The following is a 22,435-nucleotide window of genomic DNA, read 5'->3' on the forward strand; positions in this document are numbered from 1 at the left end:
TCGTGGTTCGTGGTTCGTGGATCGTTGAGTTGTGCCTATTTCATTAACGGTAACTCAATGACTTAGCTTAGATTGCGCAGATTCACATCATATTATGACAATGCAATGATGATTTATACGCCTGAAAAGCATATCCTGTGCTTTTATATCGTAGAAAGACCTGTTTACCGTGTATTCAAAAATATTTTCCTCTCCGTTTGCTGAGCTTTCACCTGTAAAAAAAGCAGCAATTTTAGGACTGCCACTTATTGCAGCGATTAGTGTTGCTTTGCAATATTCACAATCAAATCTGACGAAAACGATCGATCTTGATTTGCCAGACTCAACCGTTATTGAGTCAATTCTGTCACCTCCTTCTGCTACCGTTATTGAGCCACCGACGTTTGAATATCAAATTCAATCAGGCGATAACTTAAGTAGCATCTTCACTCAGCTTGGGTTTTCTTATAACTCGATGATGAGCGTGATGGAAACCGATTTGAACTTCCTTGCGTTAGACACGCTTCGTCCGGGTAATACATTACGTTTTTGGCGTGACGAAGCGACGGGCAACCTTTCAAAAATGGAACTTCAATTTAGTGTCGCGGACAAAGTGGTTTATCGACTGCTTGATGACGGCAGCTACGAATTCGAAGACATTTCTATTCCGGGTGAATGGAAGCAAAAGCCTTTAGTGGGCGATATCCATGGCAGTTTCTCTATGTCAGCGAACAAAGTTGGCCTGAACAGTATTGAGATTGACCATATTGTGACTCTTCTCAAAGATAAGCTGAATTTCAGCCGAGACTTACGTGCGGGTGATCAGTTTGAAGTGCTTCAAAAAGCGCAATTCGTTGATGGTGTCGCAACCGGGAAACGTGAAATAGAAGCCATCAAGATCATGAACCGTAACCGTGTTGTTTCAGCGTACTTACACACTGACGGGCAATATTACGATGCCAATGGTGATAGCTTACAACGCGCTTTCCAACGTTACCCTGTGAGCAGTGGCTGGCGTCAAAGTTCTCAGTTTAATCCTAAGCGTTTACACCCTGTGACTGGGCGAGTCTCTCCGCATAACGGCACAGATTTCGCGACGCCAATTGGCACACCCGTTCAAGCAACAGGTGATGGTAAAGTGATCATGACTCGTAAGCACCCATATGCTGGTAACTATGTGGTGATTCAGCATGGCAGCACATACAAAACACGCTACCTACACTTGAGTAAGATCCTCGTTCGTAAAGGACAAACGGTATCTCGTGGTCAGCGTATTGGCTTATCAGGTAAAACGGGTCGAGTGACGGGGGCACACTTACATTACGAATTGATCGAACGTGGTCGTCCTGTCAATGCAATGAAAGCAAATATTCCGATGGCCGATTCCGTACCTAAAAAGGAAAAAGCGACATTCGTAGCCGCTAGAGATGAAGCCGACAAGCTATTAAAGAAAGCTTTAGAAACACAATCGAATAATAGTTAATAGCTAATAGCTGACTGTATGCCGTCAAGGTAACCGTTAGCTAGATGGTTGCGGGTAATGATGTAGCCTTTAAAGCCGTGAGTGCAGAACTAAATACTTAAATGTTTAGTGATACGCTCGCGGCTTTTTGATTTTAGGTTGAGGTAGTAAACGGCGTTTAGGCTAGAGGTTCTGAGTGAGTGACGTAGCTAACGATAGCTTCTGGTCGCATAGGTGGAGAGTAGAGGTATCCTTGAATTTTGTCACACCCCATTGCGTGCAGCTTTTCTAATTGCTCACGCTTCTCTACGCCTTCCGCAACCAATGACACATTGAGTCTGTGTGCCAGTTGAACAATCAACCACACAACACTTTCGGATGTTGAGTTTGTCAGCAAGTTTCGAATAAAGGTGGCATCAATCTTAATACAATCGATAGGGTAGCTATGAATGTAATTTAAGCTTGAGTAACCAGTACCGAAATCATCTAGAGCGATCGTGAACCCTTGTCCCCTTAGAAAGTCGAGTGCTGACTTTGTTTCTTGAGTTGGAGATAACAGAACGGTTTCGGTTAGCTCAATGACAAATTCGTTTGCTTTAAAGTGATGCTGTTCAATCGTTCGAGTGAGATAGGAAATATAACGCTTAGAATCGGTAAGCTCGTGAGCGGAGCAGTTTATTCCAAGCTTAACTTTGTAGCCTAAGCCTCGCTCCAATATTGTTTTAGCGCGGCATACCAATTCGATGATCCGTTCACCCAGTTCCACGATCAACCCCGACTCTTCCGCTACCTGAATGAACTCCACTGGCGAGATGTCGCCATGTCTTGTGGTTTTCCAACGAGTTAACACCTCGAAGTAATCCCATCGTGTATCAATGTGATCAACGATTGGTTGTACAACCACGTACATTCCATTGTCATTAGGTGCCTGACTGTCTGGTATGGGGCTGTCAAGCTCACTTCGTAAGGCGGCGATTAACTCGGTTTTCCTTTGGTAACGAACCCTTAGGTGAGTGTCGTAACATTGAATGTATGTATCTTGACTATGCTGGCACTCTTTTAGTGCCAAACTGGTGTTGAAGATGATTTGTTCTACGTCTTTATTATCTCCATCTGACCGGGCAATGCCGATGCTGACGTCGAAATCGATTTTGATATCAATACTAGTGTAACCTTGCTTTATCTTATCCAGAATTTGTTCGCAAACCGCTATTGGGTCTGAATGATAGGTAATGAATGCGAACTCATTGCCACCCGTCCGGAACGTCAGGTTGTTGTCGGGTAAGGTTCGGCGCAAGGTCTCTGCAACGAACTGAAGCACCTTATCGCCAATATAATTACCGTGCATATCATTAATGGCTTTGAAGCTATTGATGTCGAGCAGAGCGAGCGTGAAGGGAGTGACACTCTGCTGAGTGATCGATTCCAAGGTGTCTGATAAGCAGCTACGGTTTAATAGCCCAGTTAGACTATCGTGTGATACTTCGTAGCTGAGTTGATTAACCAGCTGCTCAGAACGGTCGTTGAACCACATTTCACGCAAGGTGTGAATGACGATATCTGCGAACAACTGGTGGTGTTTTATCACGTCTTGTTGCTGAACTGTACTCAGAGGCGAACTAAAGGTTGAGAAAAGCACACCCATGACTTCGCCACTTTGACTGCGAGCTGGGATAGCGATTGAGTTTTGTGAGGTGATTTCCTGCCTAAATGCCGATGTTGGGAGTGACTGAACGATATACTGAGCAAAGGAGCAATCTGGGTGTTTTTGATTGACGGCTTGTTGGTATATGTGACCATGGCGTGCGTTTATTTTGTCATGCAGTACATGGTCAGAATGGGCAATTACCAAAGGCACCATTTGATCGGGGAAGTGCTTTTTCTCAATGATACTGGTGTATTGAGTACCGAAGGTTTGATGCAAAGTAAGCACGGCAGACTCTAAAAGGTCGATACCTTCCAATTTGAGTAAGCGCCCAATGTGCTCTGTGTCTATCATGCTATTGCGTGTATGTTGAGTCATAGTCACCATCCGTAGCCAACCAGAATCGTGTGTAAGCTGTATGTGTATGATCTTGTGTATACGATCTTGTAGCAGCGCTGTCTTAAGTATTAACAATGCAACTTGCATTAATAATCTTGATATGCGTCTAGTTTATTATTGGTCGTGTTGTGTGATTTTTCAAATTTAGTGCGATATATTTCACAAAATTTGACTATTTCTTTCTTTGTCTAGCCTATCTTTTAGGTGGTCTAAAAATAGCTTGGTTCGTGTATGTGAGTAGTCAAGCTTAGGGTAGTACGCGTAAACCATCACTTCGTCGGCTGTTATATTTGGTAATACTGGAACCAGTGTCCCTTGTTTAAGATCCTCTTTGATCATTGCTTTGATGGTTAACAGTACGCCCATTCCTCGCTTGGCGGCATGAAACAAAGCCTCAGGGTTGGTGGTCGCAAAGTTACCGTTCAAAGTGATGCGCTGCCCTTTGGTGAGTGTGACTTCACGGGTAGGGCGCTCTCCCCATATTAAGGAGTTGTGTTGTTCTAAATCTTGCTCGTTGATGGGATAACCATGTTTAGCCAAGTAACTTGGTGCGGCGTAAAAGCTGGCTTTGTGTTCAAACAGTGGTGTTTTCTTGAAGCTTAACGAGTTGAGTTGTTCCAGTTCACGACTGATCACCAGGTCCAAGCCAAGCTCAGGTAATTGACCTGGCGTGGTGGTGATAAGCTGTACTTTAATGTCTGGATACTTTTCTAAGAAGTCGTCCATGTATTGCACGAGAAACTTAGAACCAACAGCAATGGTTGCGCCAATCTTTAGCAGGCCCGCAGGCGTTTGGTTAACCGATCGGGTTTCATCAATAATCGATTGCCAATTATCGAGCTGATCCTTGGCTCGCAGATAAAAGAGAGCCCCCGCTTCGGTTTGGCTGATTGAGCGCGTGGTGCGCTTTAATAGTTGAGTGCCAATACGTTCTTCTAACCAGTTCACTCTTTTGCTGATCGCTGAGCTGGTGGTATTGAGTTTACGCGCTGCGCCATTGAAGCTGCCTTCTTCCACCACTTTTACATAACTTTTTACGTTAAGAATCCAATCCATACTATTTCCTGTTGGGACTTAATTAAATTCCAATTTAGCTAATTATCAATTATTGGTTTTGAATGTAAACTCATCTAATGAACAAATATCAAACGAATAGGGAATTTTTTGAGCCAATCGACCTTTAAAAAAACGCCGTTACTCTTAGCAATGATGATCATTGCTACAGGACAGGTGGGGGTGAGTATCTATTTACCATCATTGCCGCTAATTGCTTCAGACTTAAGTGTGACTCAGGTAGATGTACAGCTGCTCGTTACGCTGTTTCTTGTGGGTTTTGGCTTGTCTCAGCTATTTTACGGGCCGATGTCCGATGCCGTGGGGAGAAGACCTATCTTCTTGTTAGGTCAGGGTGTTTATTTGATTGGTACTGTTGTTTGTGTTGTTTTTTCCGACAACATGACGGCGTTAGAGGTTGGTCGCTTGTTGCAAGGTCTAGGGGCGGGGAGTGCCTCGGTTCTTGGGCGAAGTGTGCTGCGCGACAGCTATGATGGCCTTCAACTGACCAAAGCGCTGTCTTATATTTCGGTTACCGCTTCGATCATGCCGATTATTGCGCCCGTGTTTGGTGGTTGGATCTCATTCCACCTCGGTTGGCAGGCGGTGTTCCTGTTTGTTCTTGTGTATTTACTGGCGATATTCACTCTCGGCTACTTTGTTCTTCATGAAACTTTGCCATACGGGAAGAGCCGCTTTGAAGTCAGTCAAGTGGTCAAGAACTATGGCCGTTTGTTGACGAATCGCCAAGTGTTGACCAGTGCCAGTTATAATTGGATGAGTTACATGGCGAGTTTGGTGTCGCTATCACTGTTTCCATTCTTAATGCAAGAGCAATTGGGGCTGACAGCCGCTGAATACGGATCGTTGATGATAGTCCCTTCGGCTGGCTTACTGATTGGTAGCGTGGCTTTGAACTTGCTCAATCGTAGGTTTAGTACACCACAATTGATGAGTCTTGCGATTTTGATCATTTTAGCTTCAGGGACTTGGTTACTTACTCATGAGTTATCCATCTTTAACTTAGTGTGGGCATTTACGTGGTTAGCTATCGCTCAAGGTATCTCCTTCCCTCTATCGATCAGTATGCTATTAGAACCTCATAAGAAGAAAGCGGGCGCGGTGTCGGCACTGTCAGGTTCAATTCAGATGTGTTTGGCGGGCTTACTTGGTGGATATCTAGTCGAGAGTTGGGTGACGACTCACCTACAGCTCGGCGTGTTTTATCTGATTATTGGCGCTTGTATGGCTACAGTACTTTGGTCTTCAACGAGAATGAATAAGAAAGCCACAGCTACCGAAGTTGAGTACAGTTAAGCAGCTGAAGTACAGACCAGTTAAACAGCTAGCTCGCTATAGTTCAGCATACAGTCGTTAATACGTTGTATTTGTATGGATGGTTTTCTACAATACCAGCGTCCATTTAATAGGTAATAAACATGCAGCAAAATGAATTTGAAGTACTGGTAAAAGCTATCTGCGCACTAGATGGCTTGCCTCAAGCACTTGAGTTATTGAAATCCAATGAGGATACAGAAGTCGCTGAGGCTGCTGGATCACTAACAGGTCAATTTGCGCTAGCTGAAGTTGAAGGCGAAAAGCGTATTTACCACGTGACGCTTCAAGAAAATGAACAAGGCGAAGATCAAGAGTACATCGAACATGTGATGAATGAAGGCGATGACTTAATCAAATTTGCAGCTTGGTTCTTTGAAACTATGTTCGAATTAAAGCAAAAAGACACATACCAAATTGCAGGCAAAACTTACAGACAGCCAAAGCGTAGCTAGTTTTCTTGACTGTTTGTTTTATAGGCTATTTTTTCATGTAAGTTGATTTCTAAGCAATTAGGTTTCTAAAAAACTATTTTTAAAGCAGCTCTCTTGAGCTGCTTTTTTTATGGATGTTTAAATGAAAATTTTAATTGTAACTCAATGGTGAGATTACATTGAGAGTGTGATTTAGATCTTGTTTTTAAGCGCTTTAAGTGTAGAATCCGCGCATAAGAAAATCGATTATGTGCGGAGATAAGCATGAATTACGAACTAGGCCACGCATACCTTGGTCAAATGGTAGCAAAAAACATGATGCACGAAGCGTTGTATGGCAAGCCAAAGCCAAAAAAAGCATCATTCATTAAGCGAATGATGAAGAAAATGGCGAAATAAGCATTTTCAAAAACGGATTTTAAAAAGGCCTTAAACTTACTGGTGTCCAACTATTGGGATTAGTTCAGTTTAAGGCCTTTTGCGTTTTAGCGATTAATGAAGGTCATCGCTCGTTTTGTTGTGGATGGACACAAAAAACACTGATAAAGCTTCTGACTAATGACTGTTACTGAATTCAGCCTGTCGATTGGTTGGATAGGTCGACAACATTATTCGGGATGGTATCTAAACCGTTCTCTTTCATCCACGCTTCTAAGTTGTCAGCTCCACCAATGTATTTACCATCAAGCCAAATCTGAGGAACTGTTACTGGTGTTTTCTCACCAATGTGCGCTTTTACCTCTGGAATCATACGATACAAAGCTGCGCTGTCTTTTACGACATCGTGGTATTGGTATTCAACACCCGCTTCATCAAGCATTTTCTTGGCCTTAACGCAGAATGGGCAGGTCGCTTTTCCGTAAACAATGTTGCCTTTTAGGCTGTCTCGTTTGGTCCATTCTTTAATTACAGATTGAACCAAAACACCGCGATTAAGCGCTTCACCTTGGCTGACTACCTTGCCTTCAACAACAAGGATAGGAGCATGCCAAGAACCCAGTTTTAGCGGCTCCCACCAGTGAGATAACCAATCTTTCACTTCCAGTTCAACATCGACATCTGATAACTCATTCTCAAAAGTATCCTTAAGAATGTCTTTGGTAAGGGTGCATTCTCCACATGGGATGTTAACTTTAAATGGACCCCAGTTGCCTGCCCAACGGTATAGTGTAATCTTGACTGGTTTCTTCATGCTTACGGCCTCGTTTGAATTCTCTTATCCATATAGAACGGACAGTCGAACTATTTATTTCATCGATCCTAAACTTTCTTTATTTTCGCCGGTTTTTTCGTTTCCCAATGGGTAATAAATGCAACTGACGCAATAATAATAGCAGCCCCTAGCCATAAACGACCCGGTGGAACCCAACTAAATACAATCCAACCCGCTAGAACATTTAACGGTAATTTCGCGTGGTCAAAAGGTTGCACAAACGAAGCATCAGCAACTGAGTAGGCTTTTACAATTGCCCATTGAGCGAGTGCCGTCATAACACCGATAACAATCAAGATAGCCCAAATTGTACCGCCGCTTGGAGTCTGCCAATCTGGCGCGGCAAGCAGGATGTTAAATGGTGTGATCAATAGCAGCAAGTACACCACCATGGTTGAAGGACTGTCTTGCGAAGAGAGTTTTTTCACCATGAGTGAGTAGCATGCCCAGAAGAAAGCTGCGCCAACCGGTAACAGTGTTGCCCAGTTAAAGTCTTCTGCCCACGGCTTTAGAATCACCATAGCACCAGCGAAGCCGGCTAAGGTCGCGCCCCAGCGAGCAGCCCCAACTTTCTCTTTGAGGAAAAGTCCTGAGCCTATGGTTGCAAACAATGGCGACGTCATGAGAAGGGCAATGCCTTGCCAAATAGGTACTGGGTAAGCCAATGCCCATATCCAAAGTTGAATACCAATAACAGACAAGAAGACACGGAATACGTGCAACTTTAGGTTGTCGGTTTTTAGCGCGCGGCGAATGCCCAGCGTTTTCAGATAAGGAAGAATAGCGAACAACGCGATGGCGTATTGAATGACGGCAACGGTGGTAGAAGTAAGTCCGAAATGAATGCTAGCGACTTGAGTTAGGCTATTAATAACGGCAAAGGCTAGGCCTGCGGTTAGCATCCAGCTAGCGCCTTGGATCGGATGGTGTTGTGACATGATGCTTCTAATTATTTGATGTGGTTCACCTATGATACGGATTTAGCACCACTTAACCAGAAAAAGCATTGATGAAGTTGGTCAGAATATTTGAATATGAAAAAGGTTGAGCAACCGCCCAACCTTTCTAGTCTCTATCTAAAGTCGATTTAGATTAGAAATCGTAGCGGACACCTAGGCGAAGTGTGTCTTCACCAGCTGTCACGATACCTTTTGCATTTTTAACTTCGTCTAAACCGTTAACGTAGTAAGAAAGGTATGTGCGGAAATTGCTGTTTAGTTTGTAGTAACCGGCTAATTCAATACCGTCGACAGCGTCTACTTTTGCTCCGCTGTTGATTTCATCTTCCTGGTAAGTATATACGACTGCAGCAGATACTTGCTTGGTGAATTTGTATTGCGCTGCAAACTCCATAGCAGTGAATGACTTAGCATCGGTACCTGTCGCTTTATCATCTAGGTCGCCTGTTGAATAAGTCGCTGCTAAGTACAGGTTGTCTAGAGAATACGCTAGGCCGGCAAGGATTTGGTCTGCGCTACCTTTATTTTCCCCTAGGTCTTCACCTGAGTAGGCTAGGCCAAGATCTAAGCCCATTGGCAGTGAGTAAACACCAGAAATGCCGTAGCCGTCAGAGTCTTTTTTGCTGTTGGTTTGGTAAGTGGCTTCTAGTTGCAGGGCATCAAAGCCGCCACGGTATGCAAATACACCATCTTCTTTATCAGAAGCTGCACCGAATGCTTGCTGCACACCAGAAAACTCAGTGATATCCGTAAAGTCAGATACGATAACTGAAGCCATATCTTGGCGACCGACAGAAACGGCTTGGCCGTCAAAATCAACACCTGCGTACATGTAACGGTTTTCAAACTTATCAGAACCTGTGTCTTGCTCTGCTTCGTAGAAACCGAATGCCGTTGCAGTATCTGTAAGTTCTGTTTTACCACCAAGGTTTAAACGGAAACGAGTTTTATCTTTCATTGAACCTTCAACTTCAGCACCACCAGAACCAATGAAATCACCACGGAATTCTGCACGACCGCCAATTTTAAGTTCTGTACCATCAGAGCTGTAAACCGTTGCTGCTAACGATGAACCTGAAACTAGTGCCGCTACCACTGCAGAAGCTAGAACTGCCTTTTTCATAATCACTTACCTTGTATTTTAAAATCCGTGAGCAATGCGCTCTCCGTTTCGATATGAAACTAATCTAGAGCAGCTAAATTAAGCTTTCATTTCTGTAAAATTACATTTTCGTGAATAGGGAACTTTTTAAGTGTTGATTTTATTGCACTTTTATTTCAGGAAACTGAGTGGTTTGTGAATGGATATACAACTCATATTTCCTTATTCGGTTACTTTTTCAAGTTTCTATTTGGGCGAGGTGATAATGATATGGGTGAACCTTATGGTGAGGTTAGAGCTTCTTCATCTTATTAACTGTTTGTACTGATTAAGATATCCTCTATGATGCCAAAACTTAGAAAAGAATAAATTTTGCTCAACAAGATGGAGACGTTGGATGAAAACAGAGTACTTAGGCGATGTTTTACAAGGTAGGCAGGTTATTGGCGCCTTAAATGTTGAAGACTTACCGATTGGAGAGCATCAGTTTTGGTTTCAAGTAACCAGTGATGGGTTAGGACAACCTAAAAACATGCCTGTTTCTGTTTTCAAAGGCAGTCAAGACGGCCCGAAGTTGATGATCACTGCCGGGATTCACGGTGATGAGCTAAACGGTGTGTTGGCTGCTCAGCAAATTATCCGAGATTTAGTAGGCAAAACATTAAAAGGCACGGTGACAGTTGTACCAACTGTGAATTTGTCTGGCTTGCTTAACCACAGCCGCGATTTTATCTCTTCGGATCCGGGCTCTTGCCCTGCCAACCTTAATCGACTCTTTCCGGGGGATGCACACGGCTTAGCCGCGGAGCGATTCGTCGCATCTCTGTGGGATCGCTTACTCAAACACAACGCGACATTTGCTGTTGATCTGCATACCCAAACTCGTGGTGCCGTGTATCCACTTTATGTGTTTGCTGATTACCGAGTAGAGCAATGTTTGGAGATGGCGAGGTTAATGCAGCCCGATTGTGTTCTTAATGATCCCGGCGATCCGGGTATTCTTGAAACGGTCTGGAATCGAAGTGGAATTCCGAGCATTACCGTGGAAGTTGGGATGGGGAAATTTACTCAACCTGACATGATTCAACGAGCCGTAGATGGTGTTTTTAATATTCTTTCTTACTACGAGATACTTGATGCTGAAGGTTTACGAGACAAAAAGCCACTGCCGAGTATAGATTGGATAGAGGGCAATAATGTGGTGTCTATCCGCGCTGATATTGGTGGCTTTGTGTTGCCTCAGGTCGAGCTTTTACAAAGCGTAGAGCAAGATGATCTTTTGGCGATTCAATACGACGCTTTTGGTAATGAATGTCGTCGTTATCATGCGCCGTCTGCCGGACGTGTACTTAGCTATAACGTGGATGCATTAAGGGAGCCAGGGGCTCTTGTCTGTCGACTATTGAGTTGAGATGCTTTTAGTTGAGAAGCTCCCAGTTGAAAAGCTCTTAAGTAGTAAGCTCTGAGTTGAAAAACTCTTTGGCGGATGTCTCTTTGTTCATCTGGTGCATCGTCATTTGAAACGCGTAAAAAAAGACCGAGCAGGGCTCGGTCTGATAGCTTTTCTCTGGAGTAACAGTTTTTAGCGTAACTAGTATCGCTTTAAGATCTCGATGATCTCTTGCTCTGTTTCCGCTGCGATAATGGCATCAATGTCATCATCATTTTGGAACAACTCTGATAGCGCCATAATAGTATGGATATGGCTATCTGAGTCCATCGCTGCCAGAGTGATTGAAAGGTAAACGTCACCGTTGTCTTCCGACTCTAAATCAACACCCTTTTTGAATACTGTTACCTGCAGTGATGCTTCGTTCACACCATCTTCAGGACGAGCATGAGGCATCGCAATCTTTGGTGCTAGGACATAGTACGCGCCGATGTCTTTGTGCTTTTGCTTGATAGCTTCAACATAGCTTGCTTCAATTTTCTTGCTTGCTAACAGTGTTGAACAGGTTAAATCAATCGCAGCATCAACAGTTAGGTTCTCTTCAGAGTTGATGATAACGCCTTGGTTACCGATTAAATCGAATAGGCTCATGAAACAATCCATCCTAGAATCAGACCAACCACACCGAAGTCGAAGTCAGCAAATGTTGTCGCTTCAAGCCCAAGGCCACCCAGTACTGGAAGTAGTAGCATTGGTAGGAAAGAGATACACAGACCTTGCGTGAATGAACCTAGAATTGCACCACGTAGACCGCCAGTTGCGTTACCGTAAACGCCCGCTGCACCACCTACGAAGAAGTGAGGAACAACGCCCGCTACAATGATTGTCCAGCCAAGAGCACCTTGAACTGCCATTGCTAGTAGGCCAGCAGCGAAAGAACAAAGGAAACCGATAAGTACCGCGTTTGGCGCTACAGGGAATACCATTGGGCAGTCTAGAGCAGGTTTTGCCCCCGGTACTAGTTTGTCAGAGATCCCTTTAAATGCAGGAACGATTTCAGCAATCAGCATCTTTACACCTTGCAGTACGATGTAAACACCGCCGGCAAATACAAGAGACTGCATGAAGGTGAACACTACCCAGTTTTGACCATTTGAAACGGTTTCAACAAAGTCACCGCCAGCAACAATAGAAGCAAACATGAAGAAGATTGCCATTGTTGTTGCTACTGCTACAGGTGTATCACGCAGGAACATCAGGCTCTTTGGTACGTTGATGTCTTCTGTAGATTTAGACGTGTCACCGAACTTGCTTCCAATGTAACCAGAAACTAAGTATGAGAATGTTGAGAAGTGACCCATCGCCAGTTGATCGGTACCCATCACTTTCTCTGTGTATTTTTGAGCAAGTGCAGGCATGATAACCATCAATGAACCCACAATGATCGAGCCAATCGCAACTAGAGCCGTGCCTTGAATGTTCGCAGTAGACAGGATTACTGCTACCAGCATAGACATGAACATTGTGTGGTGACCCGTTAAGAAAATATATTTTAAAGGTGTTAAACGAGCCAATAAAATATTCACAACGAATGCAAAGAACATAATAAGTGCCATTTCGTAGCCGAATGCTTCTTGTGCTAGTGCCACAATTGCTTCGTTATTTGGAATAACACCACTTACGCCGAATGCTTCAGTAAATACAACTGAGAAGTTATTTAGAGCGCCAACAAGAGCACCTGCACCAAAACCTAAAATTAGGAAACCCATTACGGTTTTAATGGTGCCTTTAAGAATGGTAGAAATATCTGCTTTCTGAGCAACTAGGCCAATGAAAGCAATTAAGCCTACCATGATCGCTGGCTCTTTTAATAAGCCGAGCATGAACTCGAAAAAGTTTTGCATAATTTTGACCTTACATGAAAGTTTTTAGTTGTTCTTCGATTGATGCTTTGTCAAAAATATTTTTAAGGCTGATGATGTTCTCTTTACCAGCGTCTTTTAGTTGGTTTGCAACGTCTGTCGCTGCTACCCAAATATCGGCATTGCTTGATGCTGCAGATGATAGATCTTCGTGATCAACTTCTGCTTCAAAACCAATTTTCTTAGCGACTTCTTTCACTGCCATTTCCATCATTAGAGAAGTACCAAGGCCGTTACCGCAAACTACAAGAATCTTTTTCATAATATTTGTCTCAATTGGATTTTAGGGGTTGAGAAACTGCGTTCTCTTATTGTGTGGGAGCATAGTAATGGAAACATTGAGATTTCAATAAGATCTCCATCACAAAGCTAAAATGAGATTGTGATGGATATCTCGTTAATTTGCAGTAAAGATCCAGAGTGAGACTTTGATCAAATTTAACTTTTCACTCGAATATGCAACGTATTTTATTGAGAAAGGCGGGCTTAATTAATTTTTTATATCAGAATATAAATCTATAGAGGCTTTATTGTAGAAAACAGAGAATTAATCGTATCGACCGTAGTCAGTAAGCATTTTCTTAAGCATGCTGTTAACGTCTTTGGTCTTTTTATTTCTTTTTGTTAGCTGGCTAAGCGAAGTAGGTTTTTGCGAGGCAACATTTTCACTGTCGACGTCTTCAGTTTTATCTTTCATTTTTTGTACTGCGGGCAATAACATTCTAATTTCTTCGTTATTGGCATTGGTCAGTACCACAATATTTTCAGATTCAACTTGAGTAATGGTTAATATCCCGTGTTTAACCGATTCAACCTTTTCACCAATCATAATTGACTCAGGCGCAACAGAGCGATCGGTAAGTTGACCTGTACGTAATTTCGCCGCGCTGATAGCGCGGATATTTCCGGTATTTTCAAACGCGACAATAACAGTATAGGTATTATAATATTCAACTACTGTCACATAGCCGTGTCTATTTGTTTTGAATCTAGCTCCATTGTTCATGTCGTGCGGAGCTTCCATTTTCTTCACGTGTTTCCTCTCTTAGTCTCGATGGCTGTTATATCTAATCAGCTCTATTGGTATTTTATAGATAATTATTTGGTGAGATCACACAAAGTATATACGCATCTAAACTTAAGATGAATCTTGAAGTCTCGGGAAATGAGGCAGAGCACAGAAAAGTAGTAAGAATCACACAGAATTAACTGAGTGATTACGCTCACACACTTACAGACTTAACATTACAAATTCAACTCCCTACAGATTGTTTACAGTTTTGATGCACGAAAACGACGACAAACAATACGTTTTGTTTAATCCTTGACCGCGCGATCGTTTGCGTTAAAAAATGTGATGAAAGTCTCACTTAACTGTTTATACTTCTCTTCCGGTTTTAAGCCGGTGCTTAGCCAATACAAGCCGTCACATGGATATGTGAATGACCCCACGGACCGGACCAGCTACGTTCCACTGCTTGTATAAGGTGATTTTTTACATGAACAACTCGTTGTTACATTCGCTAACCCTGTTAGCTCCTTCATCGCGTAGCGTTTTGCTTGCGGTTCTTTGTCCTATTCCTTTGATGTCATTCGTTTGGCTCATGTTCACTCTTTAAGGATTACTAGGACACATTATGAATATTCTATTTGGTCTTGTCGGTGTTATTGCACTGATTGCTTGTGCGTACCTGCTATCTGAAAGTCGTTCTTCGATTAACTGGAAAACGGTCTCTCGTGCTCTATTACTTCAAATCGGCTTTGCGGCCTTGGTGTTGTATTTCCCTTGGGGACAGTTGGCGTTAACAAGCCTAAGTAATGGTGTTTCTAGCCTGCTTGGTTTTGCAGACGCTGGTATTGCTTTCCTTTTCGGTGACCTTGCTACTGAAGGCTTCATTTTCGCGGTTCGCGTACTTCCAATCATTATCTTCTTCAGTGCTTTGATTTCTGCGCTTTATTACTTAGGCGTCATGCAAAAAGTGATTCAAATCTTGGGCGGAGCGGTGCAAAAACTGCTGGGTACAAGTAAAGCTGAATCTTTAGTTGCTACAGGTAATATCTTCCTTTCTCAGGGTGAGTCTCCTCTTCTTATTCGTCCTTTTTTAAAGTCTATGACTCGTTCGGAATTGTTTGCTGTAATGGCGGGCGGTATGGCTTCGGTAGCCGGCAGTGTGCTTGGTGGTTATGCTGGATTGGGTGTTGAGCTTAAATACCTTATCGCAGCAAGCTTCATGGCGGCTCCGGGTAGCCTATTAATGGCGAAGATCATCGTTCCTGAGCGCAGCACGCCGAGTGACTACGACCACATTGAGCTAGATAAAGCAGACCAAAGCAACGTGATCGATGCACTGGCAAGCGGCGCGATGAACGGTATGAAGGTAGCCGTTGCTGTCGGTACAATGTTGATTGCATTCGTGAGTGTGATTGCGATGGTCAACACTGGCCTAGAAAGCCTAGGTGAAACGTTCGGTTTTGCGGGCATTACACTGCAAGCTATCTTCGGTTACCTGTTCTCACCACTAGCGTGGCTGATTGGTATCCCGAGTGATGAAGTATTAATGGCGGGTTCTTACATTGGTCAGAAGATCGTAATGAATGAGTTTGTTGCTTTCATCGACTTCGTTGAGAACAAAGCGCTGTTATCTGAACACAGCCAAGTTATCGTGACTTTTGCTCTATGTGGCTTTGCTAACATTGGCTCGATTGCGATTCAACTGGGTTCAATCGGTGTTATGGCACCAGAGCGTCGCGCCGAAGTCGCTAACCTAGGTTTGAAAGCGGTAGCTGCTGGTACACTAGCAAACCTAATGAGTGCATGTTTAGCGGGTATCTTCATCCTGCTTTAATCTAGATTCAGTAAAATAGTTAGATTCAATAAAAGCGCTTAAATTTAGTAAAAGCGGGTATCTTGCTTACGGAGTTTACGTAAGAAGGTGTCCGCTTTTTTGTGCCTGTTGATTAAGTTGATTAAGTTGATTAAGTTGATTAAGTTGATTCAGATTCAAACCTCCACTTTCATTGCTCTGTGGTGTATCAGGCTCACTCGGAAGAGTAATAGAGCAAGCCTGTTTTATCCGATATAATTAAATATCATTAGGTTGCGATTAAGAATAACGGTAACCAAGTCCAATTAATCAAGGGTCTTCCCATGAATATGCGCGTTCTCATCGGTCTTATCACCGCCTTTATCGGCTTGTTTGCGATGGTTTATCTTATTGCTGGTGGTACTCAGTTTCCTATCTCTCAATGGCCGAAAGAGGCTTATCTCGGTTTGGTGTTTAGCGTCGTATGGGGCACTGGCGTAGCGGCATCGGTGGCGTACTTCTTCTCGGCATTGGTGTTTGTGACGATTGCTGTGGTTTGTTATGCGATTGGTTATAAGATCGGTGGACTCTTCTCTTCAAATTCTAACGTCTAAGTTTATTGAGGCGAACTAATGTTCATTGAAGTGAGATTTGTTTGAATGCACTGGCTCGATCGTTGGAAAGTGTATTGCTATCATCGAAAGCAGGCTAACCGCTCGAATGGCGATAAGGCTAAAGCTTTAGGGTGGACCAGCGAAGAGAGCCAATTATGTCGCTTTGAAGTGATTGCTCGTTCGGCTGACTTCGAAAAGAAGAGTATTTTAGATTTAGGTTGTGGCTATGGCGAGCTGTTCGAGCTGCTCGACAGCATCTATCGCATTCAATCTTACACCGGCGTTGACCAACACGCAGGCTTTTTAAAGAAGGCGAAGCAGAGCTATACAGAAGAGCGTTGTCGGTTTTTGTCGGGTGATATGAGCCAAATGAGCCTTGAGGTACATGATGTGGTTATCGCCAGTGGCTCATTGAATTATATCTCTCGCGACTCGGATTACCTGACTAACATGATCACTCGTATGTTTGAATTGGCGAATCAAACCGTGATTTTTAACCTTCTCAATTCAAGCCAATATCCTTCGCGTAATACTTTAATGAGTTATCACCCTCAAGGTGTCTATCGCTTCTGTAAAACGCTATGTGACGATGTCTCTTTGATAGAAGGCTATGCAGAAGGGGATTTCACGATAGTGATGAACAAAGTCGTATCCTGAGTCTGAATGAAGTGTTGGTGTGGTAAGAGTTAAAAAAGCCGCAGACCTTGAGAGGTTTGCGGATTTTTTTGGATCCTAAAATCAACTTAAGTGTTACTGCTAGTGCTTCAGCGGTTGATTTTCAACTAGCCCGTAAGGGATGCTAGTAAATACTTTTGGGTTACCTTCATAAGTCGGTGCTTCGTTCACTTGCTGCCAATCGAGTAGCATGATAGCGAGTACGTTGCGGTGCTCTCCATACTTGAGGTCAAAATCACCAGTGACGGAAGGGATCATACCTTTTGTCTTATCGATAGAAGCTTGAATAGCGAGTCGAGTTTTCTCTACAACCGGGTCATCTTCTAAGCCTGCAAGCAGGAAGGTCAATCCAACCTCTGCAATCACATCCTCTTTAGCTCGTAACAGGATCGTATCGATGTTTTCTCTGAAGTAATCGTAGATCCATTGGTGTTCTTGCTCGCTTACTTGGTGCTGGTAATACTCAGAATCTCCAAAGATCACATGTGTCATACCATAGATCTTATTGCCGTATTGCTGGCTTGAAAGCTTCTTGTCTTTATCGTCTGGGTAGGCTTTTTTGAAGGTATCGACAAATTCATCAACGACATCTTGTTCACCCAATTGGCGTAGCCAGTAAACTTGATTAGCGAGTTGGGCTGCCCACGCTTTCACCATATCTTCATTGGTCACGTATCGTGAAAAGTCATAACGACGAATGATTTCACGCAGTTTGGCATCGTTCTTGTGTTCTAAACCGTACTCATTGGCGCGCGCCATAGAGCCGAGAAGGTCAACACCAAGATATAGATATTCTGGCATGTGCTTGGTGATGTTGTAGCGTCGAACACTACGTTCATCGCTGTCGCCAACATAGGAAGCAACACGCTTTTCTGAGTACAGTACGATTTGTTCCATGGTGTGAACATCATTCGACAAGCGGCTGAGCTTACTTGCTACACGTGCCATGTCACTCCATACCGCGGCAGAATATTTGTCGTCTAATGTTTGTCGATACATACGCAAACCATAGTGACCCTCTTTGAATGCAGGCAGAGTGTAAAGTTGGCTTTCGTAGGTTGTGCGAATCAGATCGGCGGATTGTTTAAAAGATTGCTCTTGAGAGTCGAGAACACCAGCTTGTAATTGAATGTTTGGTACGCTTGTTGCTTGTATGTTAACAGGCTCTTGTATAGTAACAGTCTGTTGTGTGTCAAAAGCCGTTAGCGTATCTGAAGTAGCTTGTGCGTGAACCGCAACCGCAACTGAGATTGATAACAATGTGCACAGAGTTAGCGTTTTTAGCTTCATGTTCGTAAGGTACCAAGCTGATTAATTGTGAATATAAAATAACACTCATGAATCTTTCAATGTAAGGTTTTGGTCAATACATTGTAATCTTTAATAAGATTGATTCGATATTTGGTTCAGTAATCAATGTGTCTAATGGACTTTAAGTGATGAATGACTCAATAATGAAATGAGGACTAGGCTAAGTGTATGTATTTAAATAGCTTAACGGCATACTTAAAGAGTTAGTCTGATATGAGCAAATTTAAGAACAAAAAGGTTTAGGAGGTCTGAATGCCAAGTGGTTCTAGCAAGCAATGGCCTGCCAAATTATTATCTTTACTGTTTTTTTTAGTGGTAATGAGTGCTATCGAGTTTTTTCACTCTAAAGAGTTATCCTATCTTAAAGATGAATCCTACTCTGAGGCAAAAAAGCAACTATCGATCATACGTTCTCGAATAGAAGCCGCGATCGTGTCAGATATGTATATCCTCAATAATTTTTCTACTCTTGTGACGATAAATCCAGACAGCGATATGAAGAGTTGGAACAAGATCGCTGAGAATATCATTCGAGATGGATCCCACATTCGTCTGATTGGTCTGGCTGAAGATGACATCCTAAATTTCGTATACCCAATGGAAGGCAATGAGCAGATTCTTGGTATAGATTATCGAGATCATCCAACCCAATGGGAGTCGGTTGAAATTGCCAGAAATATTGGCAACACCTTTATCGCTGGTCCTTTTGAGCTGTTTCAAGGTGGTCAAGCTATCATTACGCGAACACCGATCTTTCGAGACCCGCCTTTTAACCAAGACTATTGGGGTGTATCCAGCGCCGTTATTAGCTTAGATGAGCTGTTTGAAGATGTCGGAATTGGGCTACTGGAAAACAAGTACGAACTCGCGATTCGTGGTGCAAACAGTTCGGGTAAAGATGGCGCGGTCTTTTATGGCTCTCAGGACGTATTTGATAATGCTTTTGTGACTGAACAGGTGAGCTTTCCATACGGTGGTTGGTACCTTGCTCTCTCTGGTAATGAGCATGTGTTGATGGATGTGCAGTGGTATCGAATTCAAGCAGTAAGATTGGTGGGTTACTCCATAATGTTAGTGTTGGCGTTTGCCTTCTTTACCATTTATCGCCTGTACCGAATTGCAGATAGCCGCTCTATGCACGATGAACTCACCATGCTACCGAATCGTCGATACTTCATGTACAGCCTTAGGCAGGCATTTACCACCACTCAAAAGCAGAGAGCGAGAACCTTTGCGGTGGTAAATATCGATCTCGATGGATTTAAAGCAATCAACGACACGTTTGGTCATGCGGCCGGCGATCAGGTGTTAGTTGAATGTGCCAAGCGTATAAAGAGTGAATTGCGCGGTTCAGATATCGTCGCAAGGATAGGAGGGGACGAGTTCTTAGTCTTGTTGCCACGCATCATTGATGATCAACATGTCTCTTCGATTGTAGCTAAACTTCGAAGAGCAATATGTAACACCCCTGTTATTTATGATGTGCACTCGATTTATCTTCGAATTAGTGTTGGTTGGGTAATTCATAACGATAACTACGATGATGTCGATGCACTACTCAAAGCAGCTGATGAAAAAATGTACGAACAGAAACGACAAATTTTATAGGTTGGATTGGATCTGTTATTAGAATTTAGTTGCTGAATGTGGGGAAAAGCCTCAGAATACCGCGCTTTGCTCTTTATCAATCCTATTGATGAGCGAAAGCTGTAGCAACGACTTCTTTCTGCGCGTTGCTCATACTAAATGTTATTCAACTGAGAAAATAATCTATGAGTTTTACCTCCCTTGGCCTTTCTGAACCGATCCTTAAAGCTATTGAAGCACAAGGTTACGATAAGCCATCACCAATCCAAGAGAAAGCCGTACCAGCTGTCCTAACGGGCAAAGATGTTATGGCCGCTGCTCAAACAGGTACAGGTAAAACTGCTGGCTTCACGCTACCTATTCTTGAAATGTTATCAAAAGGCCCTCGTGTACGTCAGAACCAAGTTCGTGCACTCGTGCTAACACCGACCCGTGAACTTGCTGCGCAAGTGAATGGCAGCGTAGTTAAATATGGTATTAACTTACCGCTTACTTCTACGGTCGTGTTTGGTGGCGTGAAAATTAACCCTCAGATGCAAAAACTTCGTAAAGGCAGTGATGTGTTGGTGGCAACACCGGGTCGTCTACTTGACCTTTACAACCAAAATGCAGTGCGTTTTGATCAATTAGAGATTCTAGTATTAGATGAAGCTGATCGCATGTTAGACATGGGTTTCATCCGCGACATCCGTAAGATCTTGGCTTTCCTACCGAAGAAACGTCAGAACTTACTGTTCTCTGCAACGTTCTCTGATGATATTCGTAGCTTGGCTAAAGGCTTAGTAAATAACCCAGTTGAAATCTCGGTAAGCCCTGCAAACTCAACAGCACCCACTGTTGAACAAAGTATTTATCCAGTAGATAAAAAGAAAAAAGCGCCAATGCTAGCTAAGCTGATCAAAGATAATGATTGGCGACAAGTGTTGGTGTTCAGCAAAACAAAACACGGTGCAAACAAGCTTGCTCGTTTCCTTGAAGAGCAAGACATCACTTCTGCTCCTATCCATGGTAACAAGAGCCAAGGCGCGCGTACTAAAGCCTTAGAGAACTTTAAAACCGGTAAGGTACGAGTACTCGTAGCGACCGATATCGCTGCTCGTGGTATTGATATCCCACAACTTCCTCAAGTGGTTAACTTCGACCTTCCAAACGTATCAGAAGATTACGTTCACCGTATTGGTCGTACTGGCCGTGCTGGTGAAGTGGGTAAAGCAATTTCATTGGTTTGTGCTGATGAAGTGGGTGAGCTATTCGGTATTGAACGCCTTATTCAACAAGTACTGGAGCGTCGTGAACTGGAAGGCTTTGCACCCGTAAATAAGTTACCAGAATCTCGCTTGGATTCGCGTCCGATTAAGCCTAAGAAACCGAAAAAGACACGCGAACACTCGGATGGCCAACGTTCTGGTGAGAATGCTCGCGGCCATAAGCCAGCAGGCAAGAACAAGCGTCATGTAGCAGGTAATGGATCTGCTCCAAAGCGTAAGCCTAACTCAGGCAACAAAGCTTCTGACAGCAACTCTGCAGCTGCTGGTGATGATAAGTCTTTAAGAAATAATGGCAGCAACTATAAGCGCGGTAATAAGCCTTCTACGAATAGTTCTGGCAAGCCAAGTGGTGCAGGTAAACCTAAAAAGTCTGGTTTCGGAGGAAGTAATGGTTCGAGCAAACCGTCTAACAAGTCAGCAGGTAACAAGCCTACAGGTAACAAACCTTCGCCATCTAGAAGCCGTTCTAAGCCTGCATCTCAGAAATAGTAGCTCTTTGGTAGACAGAACGTTGAGCAGATAACTTTGCAAAGATTATGTAACGAGATCGCTTCGTAAGAGGGTTCTCGTTCATTGACGATTTCCTGCTATCGAACTCGAACAAGCGCGAATATTGAATTTCAATGTTCGCGTTTTTTTATGGGTGTAATTAGGGCGTGTTGACCTTTCGCGGTTAAATTTTGTTCGAGCTAAAAGTGTTTTAATCGCGGCGAGGGGGAAGTCGCCTAGTCATTCTAAGCAAATCTCCCTCAACAAAGAGTAAAACGCTTTAGCTGAACCCTTTGGGCAGCGTTTGCTGGTCATTTCTACTACGTTATCGGCTTCTCATGTAGGCTAGCTACACATCGAAACCTCTGCCTTGTATAAATACCCAGCAACTCGCTGCAAAAATCAGCTCGAAAGATCAACACGCCCTAAGCAAACAAGAAGAGGTTTCTTCAGAGTTGAAGCTATCGAATTTATTGAAAAGTAGGTATTTATAGGAAGAGAAATTAATCTTTAATGATCTATTAATAACAACATAGTCACTAGCGATTTGTTGGGTTTTGCAATTTGCAATTTCAGTTTGCAAAACAAACAAGCATTTATGGCGAATACGTGTTCAGATGCGTAGTAAATACGTATGTTTAAAGTTGGCACGTATAGTGCATTAGTAATAGTGACCCTTCTTAAGCCGAGGGTCACCTAGCCAACTGACGTTGTTAGTGAACCCATATTGTTCACACAAAATATATGACCAATCACCCTTTTGTGATTGGTTTTTTTTTGGTTCATCGCGGCTT

The 22,435-nt window shown here is 43.2% G+C and carries 20 protein-coding genes; 10 read left to right on the forward strand and 10 right to left on the reverse strand.

Annotation, left to right across the window (positions count from 1 at the left end; all coding sequences use genetic code 11):
• Positions 1 to 169 precede the first annotated feature (169 nt).
• A complete protein-coding gene (locus AB4407_RS01740) occupies positions 170 to 1,462 on the forward strand; it encodes a peptidoglycan DD-metalloendopeptidase family protein (protein WP_372117997.1) in 1,293 nt (430 codons plus the stop codon).
• A 157-nt stretch (positions 1,463 to 1,619) separates the two neighbouring features.
• Here the strand turns inward: AB4407_RS01740 and AB4407_RS01745 are convergent, their stop codons facing one another.
• On the reverse strand, positions 1,620 to 3,464 hold the full coding sequence (locus AB4407_RS01745) for a putative bifunctional diguanylate cyclase/phosphodiesterase (protein WP_372118000.1): 1,845 nt from the start codon (positions 3,462 to 3,464) through the stop codon (positions 1,620 to 1,622).
• A 180-nt stretch (positions 3,465 to 3,644) separates the two neighbouring features.
• The gene (locus AB4407_RS01750; protein ID WP_102249389.1) at positions 3,645 to 4,541 is read right to left on the reverse strand and encodes a LysR family transcriptional regulator; all 897 of its coding nucleotides are present in this window, start codon (positions 4,539 to 4,541) and stop codon (positions 3,645 to 3,647) included.
• A 108-nt stretch (positions 4,542 to 4,649) separates the two neighbouring features.
• On the opposite strand from AB4407_RS01750, the gene AB4407_RS01755 reads away from it, so the two are divergent.
• The 3 genes from AB4407_RS01755 to AB4407_RS01765 all read left to right on the forward strand — a co-directional run bounded on the left by AB4407_RS01755 (position 4,650) and on the right by AB4407_RS01765 (position 6,706).
• Positions 4,650 to 5,855, forward strand: a complete 1,206-nt coding sequence (locus tag AB4407_RS01755; protein ID WP_012600277.1) for a multidrug effflux MFS transporter — start codon at positions 4,650 to 4,652, stop codon at positions 5,853 to 5,855.
• 122 nt (positions 5,856 to 5,977) lie between these two features.
• Entirely contained in the window at positions 5,978 to 6,328 is a 351-nt protein-coding gene (locus AB4407_RS01760; RefSeq protein ID WP_372118002.1) for a hypothetical protein, read from the forward strand.
• 243 nt (positions 6,329 to 6,571) lie between these two features.
• The gene (locus AB4407_RS01765; RefSeq protein WP_012600279.1) at positions 6,572 to 6,706 is read left to right on the forward strand and encodes a hypothetical protein; all 135 of its coding nucleotides are present in this window, start codon (positions 6,572 to 6,574) and stop codon (positions 6,704 to 6,706) included.
• Between the two features lie 175 nt (positions 6,707 to 6,881).
• Here the strand turns inward: AB4407_RS01765 and AB4407_RS01770 are convergent, their stop codons facing one another.
• The 3 genes from AB4407_RS01770 to AB4407_RS01780 form a co-directional block, all read right to left on the reverse strand.
• Positions 6,882 to 7,499: a glutaredoxin domain-containing protein gene (locus AB4407_RS01770; protein ID WP_372118004.1), complete on the reverse strand. Its 618-nt coding sequence runs from the start codon at positions 7,497 to 7,499 to the stop codon at positions 6,882 to 6,884.
• A gap of 68 nt (positions 7,500 to 7,567) precedes the next feature.
• A complete protein-coding gene (locus AB4407_RS01775; RefSeq protein ID WP_372118006.1) occupies positions 7,568 to 8,458 on the reverse strand; it encodes a DMT family transporter in 891 nt (296 codons plus the stop codon).
• A gap of 154 nt (positions 8,459 to 8,612) precedes the next feature.
• Positions 8,613 to 9,602: a porin gene (locus AB4407_RS01780; protein ID WP_029225491.1), complete on the reverse strand. Its 990-nt coding sequence runs from the start codon at positions 9,600 to 9,602 to the stop codon at positions 8,613 to 8,615.
• A 376-nt stretch (positions 9,603 to 9,978) separates the two neighbouring features.
• On the opposite strand from AB4407_RS01780, the gene AB4407_RS01785 reads away from it, so the two are divergent.
• Entirely contained in the window at positions 9,979 to 10,992 is a 1,014-nt protein-coding gene (locus tag AB4407_RS01785) for a succinylglutamate desuccinylase/aspartoacylase family protein (protein WP_372118008.1), read from the forward strand.
• Positions 10,993 to 11,172: 180 nt separating this feature from the next.
• On the opposite strand, the gene AB4407_RS01790 is transcribed toward AB4407_RS01785, so the two are convergent.
• The 4 genes from AB4407_RS01790 to AB4407_RS01805 form a co-directional block, all read right to left on the reverse strand.
• A complete protein-coding gene (locus tag AB4407_RS01790) occupies positions 11,173 to 11,622 on the reverse strand; it encodes a PTS sugar transporter subunit IIA (RefSeq protein ID WP_009845709.1) in 450 nt (149 codons plus the stop codon).
• Positions 11,619 to 12,875 (reverse strand): PTS ascorbate transporter subunit IIC, encoded by a 1,257-nt coding sequence (locus tag AB4407_RS01795; RefSeq protein ID WP_210446287.1) that lies wholly within the window; start codon positions 12,873 to 12,875, stop codon positions 11,619 to 11,621. The genes AB4407_RS01790 and AB4407_RS01795 overlap by 4 nt, the downstream gene beginning before the upstream one ends.
• A gap of 10 nt (positions 12,876 to 12,885) precedes the next feature.
• Complete coding sequence (locus tag AB4407_RS01800; RefSeq protein WP_017064872.1) at positions 12,886 to 13,155, reverse strand: PTS sugar transporter subunit IIB; 270 nt, start codon at positions 13,153 to 13,155, stop codon at positions 12,886 to 12,888.
• 285 nt (positions 13,156 to 13,440) lie between these two features.
• The gene (locus tag AB4407_RS01805; protein WP_372118044.1) at positions 13,441 to 13,917 is read right to left on the reverse strand and encodes a hypothetical protein; all 477 of its coding nucleotides are present in this window, start codon (positions 13,915 to 13,917) and stop codon (positions 13,441 to 13,443) included.
• A gap of 613 nt (positions 13,918 to 14,530) precedes the next feature.
• On the opposite strand from AB4407_RS01805, the gene AB4407_RS01810 reads away from it, so the two are divergent.
• The 3 genes from AB4407_RS01810 to AB4407_RS01820 all read left to right on the forward strand — a co-directional run bounded on the left by AB4407_RS01810 (position 14,531) and on the right by AB4407_RS01820 (position 16,968).
• Entirely contained in the window at positions 14,531 to 15,739 is a 1,209-nt protein-coding gene (locus AB4407_RS01810) for a NupC/NupG family nucleoside CNT transporter (RefSeq protein WP_372118010.1), read from the forward strand.
• A gap of 302 nt (positions 15,740 to 16,041) precedes the next feature.
• Positions 16,042 to 16,311, forward strand: a complete 270-nt coding sequence (locus tag AB4407_RS01815) for a hypothetical protein (RefSeq protein ID WP_372118012.1) — start codon at positions 16,042 to 16,044, stop codon at positions 16,309 to 16,311.
• A 45-nt stretch (positions 16,312 to 16,356) separates the two neighbouring features.
• Positions 16,357 to 16,968 carry a class I SAM-dependent methyltransferase gene (locus tag AB4407_RS01820; RefSeq protein ID WP_372118015.1) on the forward strand — a complete coding sequence of 204 codons (612 nt, stop codon included), beginning with the start codon at positions 16,357 to 16,359 and terminating at the stop codon, positions 16,966 to 16,968.
• A 99-nt stretch (positions 16,969 to 17,067) separates the two neighbouring features.
• Here the strand turns inward: AB4407_RS01820 and AB4407_RS01825 are convergent, their stop codons facing one another.
• Positions 17,068 to 18,276 carry a DUF3541 domain-containing protein gene (locus tag AB4407_RS01825; protein ID WP_372118018.1) on the reverse strand — a complete coding sequence of 403 codons (1,209 nt, stop codon included), beginning with the start codon at positions 18,274 to 18,276 and terminating at the stop codon, positions 17,068 to 17,070.
• 273 nt (positions 18,277 to 18,549) lie between these two features.
• Between AB4407_RS01825 and AB4407_RS01830 the strand changes: the two genes are divergently transcribed.
• Both AB4407_RS01830 and AB4407_RS01835 read left to right on the forward strand, forming a co-directional pair.
• Positions 18,550 to 19,905 carry a diguanylate cyclase gene (locus AB4407_RS01830; protein WP_372118021.1) on the forward strand — a complete coding sequence of 452 codons (1,356 nt, stop codon included), beginning with the start codon at positions 18,550 to 18,552 and terminating at the stop codon, positions 19,903 to 19,905.
• A gap of 164 nt (positions 19,906 to 20,069) precedes the next feature.
• Positions 20,070 to 21,641, forward strand: a complete 1,572-nt coding sequence (locus tag AB4407_RS01835) for a DEAD/DEAH box helicase (protein WP_372118024.1) — start codon at positions 20,070 to 20,072, stop codon at positions 21,639 to 21,641.
• The last annotated feature ends 794 nt before the right edge of the window (positions 21,642 to 22,435 follow it).

This window comes from Vibrio sp. 10N.261.46.E11 (assembly GCF_041472735.1).
Lineage (GTDB): Bacteria > Pseudomonadota > Gammaproteobacteria > Enterobacterales > Vibrionaceae > Vibrio.